11 protein-coding genes and 1 pseudogene are annotated in these 16,868 nt (G+C 68.8%); 6 read left to right on the forward strand and 6 right to left on the reverse strand.

Translation table 11 applies throughout. From position 1 onward, the window contains the following. Positions 1-161 precede the first annotated feature (161 nt). The 4 genes and pseudogenes from CLV01_RS27885 to CLV01_RS27900 all read left to right on the forward strand — a co-directional run bounded on the left by CLV01_RS27885 (position 162) and on the right by CLV01_RS27900 (position 4,882). Positions 162-1,925, forward strand: coding sequence for a methyl-accepting chemotaxis protein (locus CLV01_RS27885; RefSeq protein ID WP_099732712.1), 1,764 nt, complete (start codon positions 162-164; stop codon positions 1,923-1,925). Between the two features lie 18 nt (positions 1,926-1,943). Then, positions 1,944-3,070, forward strand: a pseudogene (locus tag CLV01_RS29855) (FecR family protein). A 473-nt stretch (positions 3,071-3,543) separates the two neighbouring features. Beyond that, positions 3,544-4,146 carry a thiol:disulfide interchange protein DsbG gene (dsbG, locus tag CLV01_RS27895; protein ID WP_099732710.1) on the forward strand — a complete coding sequence of 201 codons (603 nt, stop codon included), beginning with the start codon at positions 3,544-3,546 and terminating at the stop codon, positions 4,144-4,146. Positions 4,147-4,204: 58 nt separating this feature from the next. After that, on the forward strand, positions 4,205-4,882 hold the full coding sequence (locus CLV01_RS27900; protein ID WP_225971012.1) for a glutathione S-transferase family protein: 678 nt from the start codon (positions 4,205-4,207) through the stop codon (positions 4,880-4,882). 24 nt (positions 4,883-4,906) lie between these two features. Here CLV01_RS27900 and CLV01_RS27905 read toward each other — a convergent pair whose 3' ends face one another. The 3 genes from CLV01_RS27905 to CLV01_RS27915 are packed head-to-tail and all read right to left on the reverse strand — an operon-like array spanning position 4,907 to position 10,817. Next, the gene (locus tag CLV01_RS27905) at positions 4,907-6,400 is read right to left on the reverse strand and encodes an efflux transporter outer membrane subunit (RefSeq protein WP_099732709.1); all 1,494 of its coding nucleotides are present in this window, start codon (positions 6,398-6,400) and stop codon (positions 4,907-4,909) included. Between the two features lie 5 nt (positions 6,401-6,405). Then, the gene (locus CLV01_RS27910; RefSeq protein WP_099732708.1) at positions 6,406-9,561 is read right to left on the reverse strand and encodes a multidrug efflux RND transporter permease subunit; all 3,156 of its coding nucleotides are present in this window, start codon (positions 9,559-9,561) and stop codon (positions 6,406-6,408) included. Positions 9,562-9,587: 26 nt separating this feature from the next. Further along, entirely contained in the window at positions 9,588-10,817 is a 1,230-nt protein-coding gene (locus CLV01_RS27915) for an efflux RND transporter periplasmic adaptor subunit (RefSeq protein ID WP_099732707.1), read from the reverse strand. A gap of 137 nt (positions 10,818-10,954) precedes the next feature. On the opposite strand from CLV01_RS27915, the gene CLV01_RS27920 reads away from it, so the two are divergent. Beyond that, on the forward strand, positions 10,955-11,521 hold the full coding sequence (locus tag CLV01_RS27920) for a TetR/AcrR family transcriptional regulator (protein WP_099732706.1): 567 nt from the start codon (positions 10,955-10,957) through the stop codon (positions 11,519-11,521). Positions 11,522-11,665: 144 nt separating this feature from the next. Beyond that, positions 11,666-12,580 carry a LysR family transcriptional regulator gene (locus CLV01_RS27925; protein WP_043821638.1) on the forward strand — a complete coding sequence of 305 codons (915 nt, stop codon included), beginning with the start codon at positions 11,666-11,668 and terminating at the stop codon, positions 12,578-12,580. Here the strand turns inward: CLV01_RS27925 and acnD are convergent. The 3 genes from acnD to CLV01_RS27940 all read right to left on the reverse strand — a co-directional run bounded on the left by acnD (position 12,568) and on the right by CLV01_RS27940 (position 16,839). Beyond that, positions 12,568-15,195, reverse strand: a complete 2,628-nt coding sequence (gene acnD / locus CLV01_RS27930) for a Fe/S-dependent 2-methylisocitrate dehydratase AcnD (protein WP_099732705.1) — start codon at positions 15,193-15,195, stop codon at positions 12,568-12,570. The genes CLV01_RS27925 and acnD overlap by 13 nt on opposite strands. A 61-nt stretch (positions 15,196-15,256) precedes the next feature. Further along, positions 15,257-16,444 carry a bifunctional 2-methylcitrate synthase/citrate synthase gene (gene prpC, locus CLV01_RS27935; protein WP_099732704.1) on the reverse strand — a complete coding sequence of 396 codons (1,188 nt, stop codon included), beginning with the start codon at positions 16,442-16,444 and terminating at the stop codon, positions 15,257-15,259. Beyond that, entirely contained in the window at positions 16,441-16,839 is a 399-nt protein-coding gene (locus CLV01_RS27940; protein WP_012207660.1) for an acyl-CoA thioesterase, read from the reverse strand. The genes prpC and CLV01_RS27940 overlap by 4 nt, the downstream gene beginning before the upstream one ends. Positions 16,840-16,868 lie beyond the last annotated feature (29 nt).

Raw genomic sequence — 16,868 nt, forward strand, 5'->3', positions numbered from 1 at the left:
ATCCAGCCCGCTTGGGAAGCGGGCTGGTGACGCCTAACACCCATCTAGCCTGAATTTGTCAATTCAAGTTGAAATTTAACAATTCACCCTTAGGGTTTTATCAAATTGATCATTTATTTTTGATAGAAACTGATACTTGCACCACCTACCTGGAAAGCGCCATGAATCTCCGCACCTGGACCGTCAAGACCAAGCTCTACGCCGCCTTTACCGCCCTGGCTTTACTGGTCGCACTGGTTTCCGTATCTGCCCTTCATGCGCTGGACGGTTCCGACCGCAACCTGACGCAGTTCGTCGACGGCGTGAACGCCCGCGCCCATCTGGCCGAGCAGGTGCGCGCGGCCGTGGACAGCCGCGCCATCGCGGCGCGCAACCTGGTGCTGGTGAACACGCCAGCCGATCTGGACATGGAAAAAACGGCCGTGTACGCCGCCCATGCCGCGGTCAAGTCCCACCTGGACCAGCTCAAGGCCCTGGTGGCCTTGCCCGGGGTGGGCGAGGAGGCTCGCGCCCTGGTCGCCCGCATCGACCAGATAGAGCAGCGATACGGCCCGGTGGCGCTGGACATCGTTTCGCTGGCGCTGCGCCAGCAAAGGGACGAGGCCATTGCCAAGATGAACAGCGAGTGCCGGCCGCTGCTGGCCCAGCTGATCGCGGCCACCGACGAGTACAGCCAGCTCACGCGCCAGCACGCCCAGGTCATGGTGGAGCAGGCCACGCAGTCCTATGTGCAGCAACGCAACATGCAGATCGGCGTGAGCGCGGTCGCCTTCGTGCTGGCCCTGCTCATGGGCCGGCTGATCGCGCGAGGCCTGACACGCGCGCTGGGGGCCGAGCCTGCCCAGCTCGGTGAAGTCGCCCGCCAGATCGCCGACGGCAACCTCGACCCCGCACTGGTGCGCAGCGAAGCGCCCGCCGGCAGCGTGCAGGCCTCGCTCAACGCCATGCACCAGAGCCTGGCCAGCGTGGTCAGCGATGTGCGCAACAACGCCGACAGCGTGGCCGTGGCCAGCGAGCAGATCGCCAAGGGCAATGCCGACCTGAGCCGCCGCACCGAGCAGCAGGCCAGCGCGCTGCAGGAAACCGCAGCCTCCATGGACGAGCTGTCTTCCACCGTGCAGCAGAACGCGGACAACGCGCGCCAGGTCAACCAGCTCGCGCGCGGCGCCAGCCAGATCGCGGCCAAGGGCGGTACCGTGGTGCAGGAAGTCGTGGGCGCCATGCAGGACATCCATGCCAGCTCGCGCCAGATCGGCGACATCGTGGGCGTGATCGACTCCATCGCCTTCCAGACAAACATCCTGGCCCTGAACGCCGCCGTCGAGGCCGCACGCGCCGGCGAGCAGGGCAAGGGCTTTGCCGTGGTGGCCGCCGAAGTGCGCACCCTGGCCCAGCGCAGCGCGCAGGCCGCCCGCGAGATCAAGCAGCTCATCACTGACAGCGCCACGCGCGTCAGCCAGGGCGCGGAGCTGGCCGACCAGGCCGGAGCCACCATGGCCGAGGTGCTGCAATCCATACAGCGCGTGACCGACCTCATGGGCGAGATCAGCAATGCCAGCGACGAGCAAAGCGCCGGTGTGGCCCAGGTCGGGCAGGCCATGAGCCAGATGGACCAGGTCACGCAGCAAAACGCCGCCCTGGTGGAGGAAAGCGCGGCGGCGGCCTCCAGCCTCAAGTCCCAGGCCCAGCGCCTGGTGCAGGCCGTGGCCATCTTCCGCCTGGGCGACCAGGACGGCGCGGCACAGCAGCCGCGTTTGCAGGCGCCGCTGCCGGCGTCCGTGCCCACCCGCGCGGCCACGGCATCTGCGCTGGCACCGGCCAGGCCGGCACCGGCACGACCCGCAGCTGGCGCGCGCCCTGCAAGCCCTGCACGCCTGGCTGCGGCCAAGCCGTCCGCCGAATCGCAGGACTGGACCAGCTTCTGAGGCCGGGAATCCGCACGCATGCGCCGCTACCGCTCCTGCACCGCGCCCCTGGACAAGGCTGCGCAGGTGCGCGAACTGGAAGAGTTCTTCCGCGGGCAAAACCCCATCGACCTCGCTGCGGCCGACTGGCATACGCGCATGGAGCAAGGCCTGACCGCCGAGGAAGAAGCCGAATTCACTGAATGGCTGGCAGCCAGCACGGCGCACGAGGCTGCCTTGCGCCACCTGGGCCAGAGCCTGGCGGCAGCGCGGTCCACTCCCCCGAACAGGTGGCGCGCCTGCGCGCGGAGCAGGCACGCCGGCGCTCGCAGTCGGCGCCTCACGCACACCCGGAACCGGCCCCGCAGCGCCCGTCCTCCGAAGAGCGCCAAGGCTGGAGCTGGTCCCGCCTGCTGCCGCGCCCTGCCCTGGCGGCCCTGTGCTGCACGGTAGCCATGGTCCTGGCCGTGGGCGTGGGCTGGCACCAGTGGCAGCAGCAGCCCACCTTCACCAGCAGCCACCTGACCCCACGCGGCCAGGCCAAGACCATCACCTTGCCGGATGGCACCGCACTATCCCTGGATGCCGATACCCAGGCGCAGGTAACTCTGTACCGCGACCGGCGCGAGGTGCGCGTCACGCAAGGGCAGATCCTGTTTGCCGTGGCGCCCGACAGCGCCAGGCCCTTTCATGTGCTGGCCGGCCCGGCGCGCGTCACCGTGGGCGGCACGCGGTTTTCCGTGCGCTATCGCGCCACGGGCATGGAGGCGGGCAGCGTGCAGGTAGCCGTGCAGGAAGGCCATGTGCACGTGGCCGGTGCGCAAGGCGCGGCAACGCCTGCCGACCTGGTCGCGGGCCAGGCCCTGAGCGTGTCGCCTGCAGGCGTGCTCGGTCCGGTGTCGGCCGTGGCACCCGGCAGCATTGCGCTGTGGCGCAAGGGCCTGATCCGCTTCGAGAACACGCCCCTGGCCGACGCCCTGGCCGAGCTGGAGCGCTACGGGCCGACCGGCCTGGTGGTGCACGACCCGGCCGTGGTAGCCCTGCGCATTGGCGGCACCTACCAGACCAGCCGCCCCGCCGAGTTCGCACGCATGCTGGCCCAGATCCTGCCCGTCACTCTGGTGGCCGGGCCCGATGGCCAGACCGAGATTGCCGCTGCGCCTTGAGCACGCAGGCGGGACCGGCCCCCGCTTTCAAAAAAATCCGGCCGCAGGGGAGCAGTTCTGAAAAGCTGGAGCGTCTTCATGGGTAGTGGGTTTCATATCCATCCATGACTGCCATGCAAGACCGCTACCGCTTTCAAGACTGCCTGCCGCGCCGGGCGCAAGCCCTCCTCCACCCTGCCCCGCTCGCCCTGGCTGTCTGCAATGACGACTGCCCAGCGCCGATGCGCAGCATCTGCAAGGGTGTCAATGACAATCGGCGGCGTGCGAAGCCCATGGGCTGCAACGCAGCGACAGCGGCGCGTGGTCGGTCGGCCGTCGTGTGCGAGATTGCCGCAAGCGATTTCCTGGACCGATGGAACGCGGCGCATGCACTCCGACTCACACAGTCCGCCGCTGTTGCCACAGCACCAGGCGCTGCACCCTTGTCGCGCAGCGCCGCACCCTCATTCATTCAACCGTTTCAAGGAGTTCCCATGCATCTTCAACGCACCGTCCTTTTTGCAGGCATGGCTGCCAGCCTCTTTCTGGCGGCGGGATGGGCCACGGCCGCAGAAGGCCCTGCCACGGCCCAGGCCCCCCAGCCCAAGGCCCAGACCGCCAAGCCGGCGGGCGACACCGTGCAGTCGCAGCTGGAGGCCTCCAACTGGGTGCCCGACGGCAAGGCCGATGCGCCGCGCGTGATCTATACCTTCACCGACCCCAACTGCAAGTACTGCCACAAGTTCTGGGAGGCCGCGCGTCCCTGGGTGGACGCAGGCAAGGTGCAGCTGCGCCACATCCTGGTGGGCGTGATCCGGGACGACAGCCCGGCCAAGGCCGCCGCCATCCTGCAGGCCCCGGACCGCGCGGCCGCACTGATGGAGCACGAGAAGAAGTCCGCCCAGGGCGGCATAGCCCCCGCCTTCAGCGTCAGCCCCGACGTGCGCAAGACGCTGGAGGCCCACCGCAAGCTGATGATGTCCCTGGGCTTCCGTGGCACGCCGGGCATCGTGGTGATCGACAGCCAGGGCGGCACCAAGAGCTATGGCGGCATGCCGCGCGATGCGGCCCTGCCCGAGGTGTTCGGGGCGCTGTGAACGGGCTGCCGTGAACCGGACGCCAGGTGATGCCCACACCTCGGCAGCCACGAGTAGCATGGCCGGCAGGATCACCACTGCGGAGAACGCCACCATGCTCAAGCTCTATGGTTTTTCCAGGGTCAATGCCGGCGCGCGCGGCCGCACGCGCGATCTGCGCGTGCTGTGGGCACTCGAAGAGATGCAACTGCCCTTCGAGATCGCGGGCATGGACCATCCCGCGCACGACCTGAACACCGAGGCCTACCGCCGGCTCAGTCCCTTCGAGCAGATTCCGGCGCTGGACGATGACGGGCAGGTGATTTCGGAGTCGGCCGCCATCGTGCTGCATCTGGCCAGGAAGTGCGGCCGGCTGATGCCCTCCGATGCAACCGGCGAGGCCCAGGTGCTGCGCTGGTGCTTTGCAGCCATGAACACGGTGGAGCCGCCGCTGCTCAGCCTGATGGTGCTGGACTGGACGGCCGATGGCAGCTGCGGCAAGCACCGCGAATTCCTGGTGGGCTGGGCGCATCGCATGCTGGGCAACCTGGAGCGCTGGCTGGACGGGCGCCGCTTCATTGCCACCGACGAATTCACGGTGGCCGACATCCTGATGGCGCATGTGCTCGCCTGCATCCCGGACCGCACGCTGACCGCGCCCTGCCCCGCCGTGGTGGCCTACCGCGACAGATGCCTGGCCCGGCCCGCCTGGCAGCGGACCCTGGCGGCCTACAACGCGCGGGTGGAGGCGGCGTAGCCGGGGCTCAGGGCTGCTCGGTGCTCAGGGCTGCTGGACGGCCGCCACAGGCTGGGACTGTGATGGTGGTGGTGGCGGCGGCGCAGTCCAGCTGCCGCCGAGCACGCGGAACAGCTGGGCCAGCGCCAACTGCCGCTGGGTCACGGTATCGATGTAGGCGCTTTCATTGGCGAAGGCGCTGCGCTGTGCGTCAAGGTAGCGCAGATGGTCGTCCACCCCCGCCTGGTAACGGGCCTGCGCCAGCCGCAGGCTTTCGCGGCTGCTGTCGCGCAGCGCCAGGCGCGCGGCTTCCTCGCGGCGCAGCGTGTCGGTGGCGGCCAGGGCGTCGGCCACTTCGCGGAAGGCGGTCTGGATGGCCTGCTCGTAGGCTGCCACGGCCATGTCCTTGCGCAGCACGGCCAGGTCGAGGTTGGCGCGGTTGCGCCCCCCGTCGAAGAGGGGCAGCGTGACCTGGGGAGTGAACGACCAGGCGCGCTGGCCCGAGCGGAACAGGTCGGACAGATCGGCGCTGGACGATCCCAGGAAGCCGGTGAGCGAGATGCGCGGGAAGAAGGCCGCGCGCGCCGCACCAATGTCCGCGCTGCGCGCGCGCAGCCGGTGCTCGGCCGCCTGGATGTCGGGGCGGTGGATGAGCAGTTCGGAAGGCGTGCCGGCTGACAAATCCTGCAGCAGCATGGGCAGGTCGGACGACTTTGCCGACTGTGCAGACCCTGCGGACCGTGCGGACAGGTACGGCCCCAGATCCTCCACGCCCGTCAGCAGCAGCAGGGCGTTGCCGGCCTGGCGCAGCTCGCGTTCGCTGCGCTCCACGTCGGCGCGGGCCTGGGCGGCCAGGCCCAGGGCGTCCTGGTGATCCAGGGCGGTGGCCGTGCCCGCCTGGCGCCGCTGCGCGGTCAGGCGCAGCGAGGATTCACGGCTTTGCAGCGTGCGCTGCGCCAGTTGCAGCCGGCGCAGGGCCCCGTCGCGGGACAGGTAGGCCTGCACCACTTCGGCGCCCAGGCTGATGCGGGCGGCGCGCGCGGCCTCTTCGGTGGCCAGGTACTCGCCCAGGGCGGCTTCGGACAGGTTGCGCACGCGGCCGAACAGGTCCAGCTCGAAGGCGGCCAGCCCCAGGCCGGCCTGCCAGCTGCCCTGCACCTGGGGCTGGCCCGTGGCATTCATGTCGCCCGGCAGGCGCTGGCGCGTGCCGCCGCCCTGCAGGCCCACGCCCGGCAGCCGGTCGGCCCGCTGCACCTGGTACAGGGCGCGTGCCGCCTCCACGTTGAGCAGGGTCTGGCGCAGGTCGCGGTTGTGGGCCTGGGCCAGGTCCACCAGCTGGCGCAGTTGGCGGTCGGCGATGAAGCTGTTCCAGTCCAGCGTGGCCGCCGACGAGGACAGCACGGGCGCGGCATCCTGCTGCGGCCACTGCGTGGGAATGGGCGCCTGCGGACGCTGGTGGACCGGGGCGAGGGAGCAGCCCGCCAGCACCAGGCTGGCGGCCAGCGCACACAGGGCGCGTGGGAAGAAGTGCATGGACATGGCGCTTACTCGATGGGGGTTGCCGGGGCCTGCAGGGCAGGCGGGGTGCCGGCCGGCGCCTTGCGCCGGAACAGGGACAGCACCCAGACGAAGAAGACGGGAACGAAGACCACCCCCAGCAGCGTGGCCGACAGCATGCCGCCGATCACGCCGAAGCCGATGGCGGCCTGGCTGGAGGCGCCCGCGCCCGAGGCCAGCGCCAGCGGCACCACACCCAGGATGAAGGCCAGCGAGGTCATGACGATGGGCCGAAAGCGCAGCCGCGCCGCCTGCAGCGCGGCCTGCGCCAGGCTGTGCCCCTGCGCATGCAGGTCCCTGGCGAACTCCACGATCAGGATGGCGTTCTTGGCCGCCAGGCCGATGATGGTGATCAGGCCCACCTTGAAGTACACGTCGTTGGACAGGCCCACGGCCGAGGTGGCCAGCACCGATCCCAGCGCGCCTATGGGCACGATCAGCATCACGGCGGCGGGAATGCTCCAGCTCTCGTACAGGGCCACCAGCAGCAGGAACACCACCACGATGGCCAGTGCGAACAGCTTGGGCGCCTGGGCACCGGCGGCTTTCTCCTGGAAGGACAGGGCCGTCCACTCATAGCCGATGCCGCGCGGCATCTCGGCCATGATGCGTTCCAGCTCGGCCATGGCCTCGCCCGTGGTGTGGCCGGGCCTGGCATCGCCCGAGATCCGGAAGGCCGGATAGCCGTTGTAGCGCGAGATCTGCACCGGCCCGCTTTCCCAGCGCACCGACGCGAAGGCCGACAGCGGCACCTGCTGCCCGCCGGCGTTGGGCACGTGCAGGCGCAGGATGTCCTCGGGCCGCGCGCGGGCCTGGGCATCGGCCTGCACCACCACGCGCTGCAGGCGGCCCGCGTTGGGGAACTCGTTGATCACGGCCGAGCCGTAGGCGGTGGACAGGGCCGTGTTGATGGCGCTGAAATCCACGCCCTGGGCCTGCGCCTTGCGCCGGTCGATGTCCAGCCGCAGCTGGGGCGCATCCTCCAGGTTTTCCATCATGGCGTAGGCAATGATGGGCGAGGCATTGGCCTTGGCCAGCAGCTGGTCGCGCGCGGCGATCAGGGCCTCGCGGCCCAGGTTGGCGCGGTCCTGCAGGCGCAGCGCAAAGCCGCCGGAGTTGCCCAGGCCGTCGATGGGCGGCGGGTCCACGGCCATGACGGTGCCGTCGGACAGGCGGGCAAAGCGCTGGTTGAAGGCCTGCACCTCGTCCCACGACGCCTGCCCGGCGCCGCGCACCGACCAGTCCTTGAGCGTGACGAAGGCCAGGGCCGCGTTCTGCCCCATGCCCGAGAAGCTGTAGCCCATCAGGAACTCGGCCTGGGCCGTGGCGGGGCGGCCCTGGATGTAGTCCTCCATGTCCTTGACCATGGCCTTGGTGCGCTCCGTGGTGGCGCCCGGCGGCAGCTGCACGCCGACGATGTAGTAGCCCATGTCCTCGTAGGGCACGAAGGATTCGGGCATGCGCGTGTACGCCACGCCCAGCCCGGCCACGATGGCGGCATACACCAGCATGCAGCGCCCGGCGCGGCGCACCAGCCGCTGGTTGAGCAGGTCGAAGCGCTCGGTCAGCGCCGCGAAGCGGCGGTTGAACCAGCCGAAGAAGCCCTTGCGCTCGGCGTGGTGGCCCTTGGCAACGGGCTTGAGCAGCGTGGCGCACAGCGCCGGCGTGAAGGTCAGCGCCAGCAGGCCCGAGAACAGGATGGACACGGCCAGCGACAGCGAGAACTGCCGGTAGATCACGCCCACCGAGCCGCTCATGAAGGCCAGCGGCAGGAACACCGCCACCAGCACCAGGGTGATGCCGACGATGGCGCCCGAGACCTGCTGCATGGCCTTGACCGTGGCCGCCAGAGGCGACAGCCCCTCCTCGGCCATGAGGCGCTCCACGTTCTCCACCACCACGATGGCGTCGTCCACCAGGATGCCGATGGCCAGCACCATGCCGAACATGGTCATCATGTTCACCGAAAAGCCCAGCGCATACATCACGCCCAGGGTGCCGGCCAGGCAGACGGGCACGACGATGGTGGGAATCAGCGTGTAGCGCAGGTTCTGCAGGAACAGCCACATCACCAGGAACACCAGCGCCACGGCCTCCACCAGGGTCTGGATGACCTTGCCGATGGCCACTTCCACGAAGCGCGAGGTGTCATAGGGCACGGCGTACTGGATGCCGGCAGGGAAGTTCTGCGACAGCTCGGCCAAGCGCGCCTTGACGGCCTTGGCCGTCTGCATGGCGTTGGCGCCGGGCGCCAGCTGCACGGCGGCGGCCACGCCCTGGCGGCCGTCCTCGCGCGAGGAAAAGCTGTAGTCCAGCTGGCCGACCTCCAGCCGCGCCACATCGGCCAGGCGCACGGCCGAGCCATCGGCCCTGGCACGCAGCACGATCTGGCCGAACTCCTCGGGCGAGGCCAGCGTGCCCTTGACGGCAATGGTGGCGCTCAGCTCCTGGCCAGGCCCTGCGGGCGAGGCGCCAAAGCTGCCGGCCGGCACCTGCGCGTTCTGGGCGGCGATGGCCGCGTTCACGTCCGCCACCGACAGGCCGTAGCCCAGCAGCTTGTTCGGATCGACCCACACGCGCATGGCCACATCGGCCGCGAAGAACTGCACCTTGCCCACGCCGGGCACGCGGCGGATCTCGTTGTTGATGTTGCGCACGGCGTAGTCGGACAGGGCCACCTCGCTGTTGCCGCTGCCGCCGCTGCCGTCCTTGTAGGTCAGCGAGTAGATCATCAGGAAGTTGGCGCTGGCCTGCTCGACCTGCAGGCCCATCTGCATCACGGACGCGGGCAGGCGCGCCTCGGCCTTCTTGATGCGGTTTTGCACCTCCACCTGGGCCAGCGCCGGCTCGGTGCCCGGGGCGAAGGTGGCCGTGATCTCGGCCATGCCCGTGGAGCCGCTGGAGGAGTCGAAGTACAGCAGCCCCTTGGTGCCGTTGAGCTCCTCCTCGATGACGCTGGTCACCGACTCCATCACCGTGGTGGCGGAGGCGCCCGGATAGTTGGCGGTGATCGAGATCTGCGGCGGCGCCACGTTGGGAAACTGGGAGACGGGCAGCGCCGGTATGGCCAGCAGCCCGGCGAGCATGATGAAGATGGCCACCACCCAGGCGAAGTTGGGGCGGTTGATGAAGAACTTGGACATGGTCTATTCCTTGGGCAGGCGCCGGCTCAGTCGCTGGACGTGGCGGAGCTGCCGGAGGCGCTGAAGGTGCCGGACAGCCCCGCCGTAGGGGAGGCCGCGGCATCGGAAAGGGCCGTGACCTGAACCCGCGCCCCGGGCTGCAGGCCCGCCATGCGGCCCACCACCACGCGCTCGCCGCCCTTGAGGCCTGCGCTGATCTGCCACTGCGCGCCATGCATGGCCGCGGTCTGCACGGGGCGCATCTGCAGCGTGTCCTGGCCATCCACCACCAGCACGTGGGCCTGCCCGTCGGTGCTGCGCTGCACGGCCCGCTGCGGCACCAGGATGGCGGCAGGGTCCACGCCCTGGCCCACGGTCACGCGCACATACATGCCGGGCAGCAGCATGCCGTCGCGGTTGTCGAAGCGCCCGCGCAGCGCCATCTGGCCGGTGCCGCGGTCCACCGTCACATCCGAGAACAGCAGCTGCCCCGTGCGCTGCAGGCCCGTGCCGTCCACCTTCAGGGAAACCGGCGTGCCGTCCTTGCCCGCCGTCTGTGCCAGGCGGCCCTCGGCCAGGGCCGCGCGCAGGCGCTGGGCTTCGGCCACGGGCTGCTGGAAGTCGGCATAGACCGGGTCGAGCTGCTGGACCAGCGCCATGGGCGTGGCCTCGCCCTGGCCCACCAGGGCGCCCTCGGTGACCAGCGCACGGCCGATGCGGCCCGCGATCGGCGCCCTGACCGTGGCGTATTCCAGATTCAAGGCGGCCGCCTGCACCTCGGCCTGGGCGGACTGCCGCGCGGCCTGGGCCGCCTGCAGGCGGGCCTGCATGGCCTCGAAGTCCTGGCGGCTGACCGCCTCCTGCGCCACCAGCGGCGCGTTGCGGCCAACCACGGCACGCGCATCGAGCAGGGCCGCCTCGGCGCTGGCCAGCTGGCCCTGGGCGCGGGACAGGGCGGCGCGCAGGGGCGCCGGGTCGATCTGGAACAGCACCTGGCCGGCCCGGACATCGGCACCTTCCTCGAAATGGCGGCGCAGCACGATGCCGGCCACCCGCGCACGCACCTCGGCCACGCGCACGGGCTCGATACGGCCCGGCAGCTCGCTGGACAGGGCCAGCGGCGCGGGCTGCACGGTGACGGCCTGCACCACGGGCAGCGCGTCACCCGCTGCGGCCGGAGCCTCGTTGCGGCCGCAGCCCGTTGCCAGGGCGGCCAGGGCGGCCAGCACCAGGGCCGCCAGCGGCAGGCCACGTCGCTTGTTCAGACGCATGCTCATATTCACAACCTGATTGAGTTCGATACGAAGGCCGCGATGGTACATATCCGAATCAAATGAGTCAACATCGATTCATTTGATGCTTTAAAACATCAACAGATAAAATCCATGCACTTTCCAAGGAGGCATGACAAGCGATGACGAGCACCAAGCAAGAGGACGAAGGCAAGCTGCTGGGCGCACTGGCACTGGCGCTGCTGGACGATCCCAAGGCCAATCTGCAGGAGCTGGCACGCGCCATCGGCATCAGCAAGGCCACGCTCTACCGCTTCTGCCCCACGCGCGACCAGCTCATAGACCGGCTCATCGGGCATGCGGCCGACACCCTGTCGCGCGCCATGCACGCGGCCGAGCTGGAGCGCCACGCGCCGCTGGAGGCGCTGCGCCGCCTCACCGCCCACTGCCAGGACCACCAGACGCTGCTGCTGTTCCTGATGTATTTCTGGCGCTCCGACATCTCGGTGGTCGGCCAGATAGAGAGCGAATGGGTGGCGGCCATGGATGCCTTTTTCCTGCGCGGCCAGCAGGCCGGCGTGTTCCGCATCGACATCACGGCCGCGGCCATGACCGAGCTGTGGCTTTCCATGGCCGTGGGCCTGCTGGATGCGGAGCGGCGCGGCCGTGTTGCGCGGGCCAGCGTGGCGGCCGTGATGGAGCAGTCCTTCCTGCACGGCGCCCTGCAGCCCAGCGCACCGGCCGCGTAGCACGCCGGGCGCCGATGGGGGAAACCGAGGTGATGAATGATGGTCATGCACTGCTTTCAATCGATGAAGGCAGCCATGGAATGGATTCGCATCAATGAACTAGAATTTTTCTAGTTCAAAAATCCATGAATTTTTCTCACCAAAATGCTCGAACGCACCCACCTCGCCATCGTCCGTGAAGTCGAAAAACAAGGCTCGCTGACGGCAGCAGCCGGTGTGCTGTGCGTGACGCAGTCGGCGCTGAGCCACAGCATGAAGAAGCTGGAGCAGCAGCTGGGCACGGACATCTGGCTGCGCGAAGGCCGCAGCCTGCGCCTGACGCAGGCCGGCCAGTACCTGCTGGCCGTGGCCCAGCGCGTGCTGCCCCAGCTGGACCTGGCCGAGGAGCGGCTGCGCCAGTTCGCCCAGGGCGAGCGCGGCGCGCTGCGCATCGGCATGGAGTGCCATCCCTGCTACCAGTGGCTGCTCAAGATCGTCGCGCCCTATCTGGCGAGCTGGCCCGATGTGGATGTGGATGTGAAGCAGAAATTCCAGTTCGGCGGCATCGGCGCGCTGTTCGGCTACGAGATCGACCTGCTGGTCACGCCCGATCCGCTGTTCAAGACGGGCCTGGAGTTCGTGCCCGTGTTCGACTACGAGCAGGTGCTGGTGGTCTCCAGCGCGCATGCGCTGGCAGGGGCCGATTTCGTGGAAGCCGCCCAGCTCGCGCCCGAGGTGCTGATCACCTATCCCGTTCCCATGGACCGGCTGGACATCTACAACCAGTTCCTCATGCCGGCCGGCATCACGCCGCGCCGCCAGAAGGCCATAGAGACCACGGACATCATGATGCAGATGGTGGCCAGCGGCCGGGGCGTGGCGGCCCTGCCGCGCTGGCTGGTGCAGGAGTACGCGGGCAAGCTGGACGTGGTTCCCGTGCGCCTGGGCGCCAAGGGCATTGCCAAGCAGATCTTCCTGGGCGCGCGCGTGGCGGACCTGCAGACCGACTATCTGCAGGCCTTCATCGAGCTGGCGCGCCAGCCGCTGGCCGCTGGCACGCTCCCTGCTCAGGCTGCCTGAGCCTGCGCCAGGAAGTCCTGGGCAAAGCGCTGCAGCACGCCGCCCGCCTCGTAGACCGATACCTCCTCGGCCGTGTCCAGCCGGCAGGTCACGGCCACGCGCAGCGTCTGGCCGCTTCTTCGTTCAATCACCAGAGTGAGTTGGGTGCCCGGCGTGCGCTCGCCTTCCACGCCATAGATCTCCGTTCCGTCCAGGGCCAGGGTCCTGCGGTCGGTGCCCGGCAGGAACTGCAGCGGCAGCACGCCCATGCCGATGAGGTTGGTACGGTGGATGCGCTCGAAGCCTTCGGCCACCACGGCCTCGACTCCGGCCAGCCGCACTCCCTTGGCCGCCCAGTCGCGGCTGGAGCCCTGGCCGTAGTCGGCGCCCGCGATGATGATCAGCGGCTGGCGGCGGTTCAGGTAGGTTTCCATGGCCTCCCACATGCGCACCACGCGGCCTTCGGGCTCGATGCGCGCCAGCGAGCCCTTGTGCTGCACGCCGTCGATGACGGCCATTTCATTGACCAGCTGCGGGTTGGCGAAGGTGGCCCGCATGGCCGTCAGGTGGTCGCCGCGGTGGGTGGCGTAGGAGTTGAAGTCCTCCTCGGGCAGGCCCATGCGCGCCAGGTATTCGCCCGCGGCGCTGTCGGCCAGGATGGCGTTGGAGGGCGACAGGTGGTCGGTGGTGATGTTGTCGGGCAGCAGGGCCAACGGCCGCATGCCGGTGAGGGTTCGCGGGAAGGCCGCCAGCGCGCCCACGCCTTCGGTGTCCCAGTACGGCGGGCGGCGGATGTAGGTGGACTGGGGGCGCCAGTCGTACTGGGGCGAGGCTTTGTCTCCATCGTCCTTGCGGATGGCGAACATGGGTTCGTAGACGGCGCGGAATTGCGCAGGTTTGACCGCTTGGTCAACGATGGCGTCGATCTCCTCGTCGGCGGGCCACAGGTCCTTGAGGCGGATCTCGCGCCCGTCCACCACGCCCAGCACGTCCTGCTCGATGTCAAAGCGCACCGTGCCCGCCAGCGCATAGGCCACGACCAGCGGCGGCGAGGCCAGGAAGGCTTGTTTGGCCTGGGGATGGATGCGCCCGTCGAAGTTGCGGTTGCCCGAGAGCACGGCCGTGGCGTAGAGGTCGCGCTCGATGATTTCCTGCTGGATGGCGGGGTCCAGCGCGCCGCTCATGCCGTTGCAGGTGGTGCAGGCAAAGGCGACGATGCCAAAGCCCAGCTGCTCCAGCTCGCTGAGCAGCCCGGCCTCCTTCAGATACAGTTCCACGGCCTTGGAGCCCGGCGCCAGCGAGGTCTTGACCCAGGGCTTGCGCACCAATCCAAGACGGTTGGCGTTGCGCGCCAGCAAGGCGGCGGCGATGACGTTGCGCGGGTTGCTGGTGTTGGTGCAGCTGGTGATGGCGGCAATGATGACGGCCCCATCGGGCATCAGGCCTTGCGTCTCCTGGGCGCGGGCGGCCTGCAGTTTTGCGGCATCGGCAATGCCGCGCTCGGCCAGGGCCGAGGTGGGCAGGCGCCGGTGCGGATTCGAGGGGCCGGCCATGTTGCGCACCACGGTTGACAGGTCGAACTGCAGCAGGCGCTCGTACTGGGCATCGGCCAGGCTGTCGCTCCAGAAACCTGCGGTGCGCGCATAGGCTTCGACCAGGCGCACCTGGGCCTCGTCGCGGCCGGTCAGGCGCAGGTAGGCCAGGGTCTGGTCATCAATGGAGAACATGGCCGCCGTGGCGCCGTATTCGGGGCACATGTTGGAGATGGTGGCGCGGTCGCCAATGCTCAGGCTGTTGGCGCCCTCGCCAAAGAATTCCACATAGGCCCCGACAACTTTTTGCTGGCGCAGGAATTCGGTCAGGGCCAGCACGATGTCGGTGGCGGTGATGCCCGCCTGGCGCCGGCCCGTGAGGCGCACGCCCACGATCTCGGGCAGGCGCATCCAGCAGGCGCGGCCCAGCATGACGTTCTCGGCCTCCAGCCCGCCCACGCCCACGGCGATCACGCCCAAGGCATCGACATGGGGCGTGTGCGAGTCGGTGCCGACACAGGTGTCCGGGAAGGCCAGGCCATCCTGCACGGTGATCACGGGGGACATCTTCTCCAGATTGATCTGGTGCATGATCCCGTTCCCTGCGGGAATCACATCCACGTTGGCGAAGGCCTTCTTCGTCCACTCGATGAAGTGGAAGCGGTCCTCGTTGCGGCGGTCCTCGATGGCGCGGTTCTTCGCAAAGGCATCGGGATCGAAGCCGCCGCACTCCACGGCCAGCGAGTGGTCCACGATGAGCTGCACGGGAACGACGGGATTGACCTGGGCCGGGTCGCCGCCTTCGGCCGCGATGGCGTCGCGCAGGCCGGCCAGGTCCACCAGGGCGGTCTGGCCCAGGATGTCGTGGCAGACCACGCGCACGGGGTACCAGGGAAAGTCGATGTCGCGGCGGCGCTCGATGAGCTGCAGCAGGTAGCCGTCCAGCTGCGCGGGATCGGCGCGGCGCACGAGGTTCTCGGCGTGGACGCGGGCGGTGTAGGGCAGGCGTGCCCAGGAGCCGGGCGAGAGGGCATCGACGGCGGCGCGGGCGTCGATGTAGTGCAGCGTGGTGCCGGGCAGGGGTTTCTTGTGAGTGTGGTTCATGGGGCGGATGCAATGCGGGCGGGCCTGCAGCCCGCCCGCCTAGGTTCAGGACAGCTGCGGCTCAGGCGCGCGCATCGAGGGGCACGAACTTCTGGTCATCCGGCCCCGTGTAGTTGGCGCTGGGGCGGATGATCTTGTTGTCCTGGCGCTGCTCGATCACATGGGCTGCCCAGCCGCTGGTGCGCGCGATCACGAACAGCGGCGTGAACATGGCCGTGGGCACGCCCATCATGTGGTAGCTGACGGCACTGAACCAGTCCAGGTTGGGGAACATCTTCTTGACCTCCCACATCACCGATTCCAGCCGGTCAGCAATGTCGTACATGCGGGTGGTTCCGGCCTCGTCGGACAGGCGCTTGGCCACGCCCTTGATGACCACGTTGCGCGGGTCGCTGACGGTGTAGACCGGGTGGCCGAAGCCGATCACCACTTCCTTGGCATCGACGCGGCGGCGGATGTCAGCCTCGGCCTCGTCGGGCGTGTCGTAGCGCTTCTGGATCTCGAAGGCCACCTCGTTGGCGCCGCCATGCTTGGGCCCGCGCAGCGCGCCGATGGCGCCCGCGATGGACGAATACATATCGCTGCCCGTGCCCGCGATCACGCGCGCCGTGAAGGTGGAGGCGTTGAACTCATGCTCTGCATAGAGGTTGAGCGAGGTGTGCATGGCGCGCACCCAGCCTTCGGACGGCCGGTGGCCGTGCAGCAGGTGCAGGAAGTGGCCGCCGATGGAGTCGTCATCGGTCTCCACCTCGATGCGCCGGCCCGAATTGCTCCAGTGGTACCAGTACAGCAGCATGGAGCCCAGGCTGGCCATGAGCCGGTCGGCAATGTCGCGGGCACCCGCCAGGTTGTGGTCGTCCTTTTCGGGCAGCACGCAGCCCAGGGCCGAGACGCCGGTGCGCATCACGTCCATGGGGTGGGCGCCGGCAGGCAGCTGCTCCAGCGCCTGCCTGACGCTGGCCGGCAGGCCGCGCAGCGCCTGCAATTTGGTCTTGTAGGCCTGCAGTTCGGGGCGCGTGGGCAGCTTGCCGTGCACCAGCAGATGGGCGATTTCCTCGAACTCGCAGACCTCGGCAATGTCCAGGATGTCGTAGCCGCGATAGTGCAGGTCGTTGCCCGAGCGGCCCACGGTGCACAGCGCCGTGTTGCCGGCGGTCACGCCCGACAGGGCCACGGACTTCTTGGGCTTGAATGCGGACGCAGATGGTGCAGTTGGCGCAGATGGCGCGTCGATGATCGTGGTACTCATGGAAGGGTCTCCTGGTTCAGATAGGAATGGGCAATGGCGGCGGGAAGGCCGTTGTGGTCGACAGCCACCATCTCGAACAGGCCCTTGAGCACGTCCTCGCAGGCAATGCCCGGAGCCTGGGCCGATGCGGTGACGCAGACCGTCATGGAGCTGCGCCCCACCCGGCTGACCCAGCCGCGCAGGACGATCTCGTGGCCCACGGGCACGGGCGCCAGGAAGTCGATGCCGGTGACGGCGGCCATCACCACCTCGCGCTGCGCCAGGCTGCGCGCTGCGAGAAAGGCGGCCTTGGCCATGAGCTGCAGGCCCTGGCCCGCGAACAGCGTGCCGTGGTGGTTGGCCAGCGCGGGCAATACCAGTTCGCGCAACTCGGCGGTTCCAGCAGGTGTTGTCATGCTTCGCAATCTACGCAAAATAGCGGCTC

Origin of the sequence: Delftia sp. 60, from assembly GCF_002754395.1 — a bacterium.
Classification (GTDB): Bacteria; Pseudomonadota; Gammaproteobacteria; order Burkholderiales; family Burkholderiaceae_C; genus Comamonas; species Comamonas acidovorans.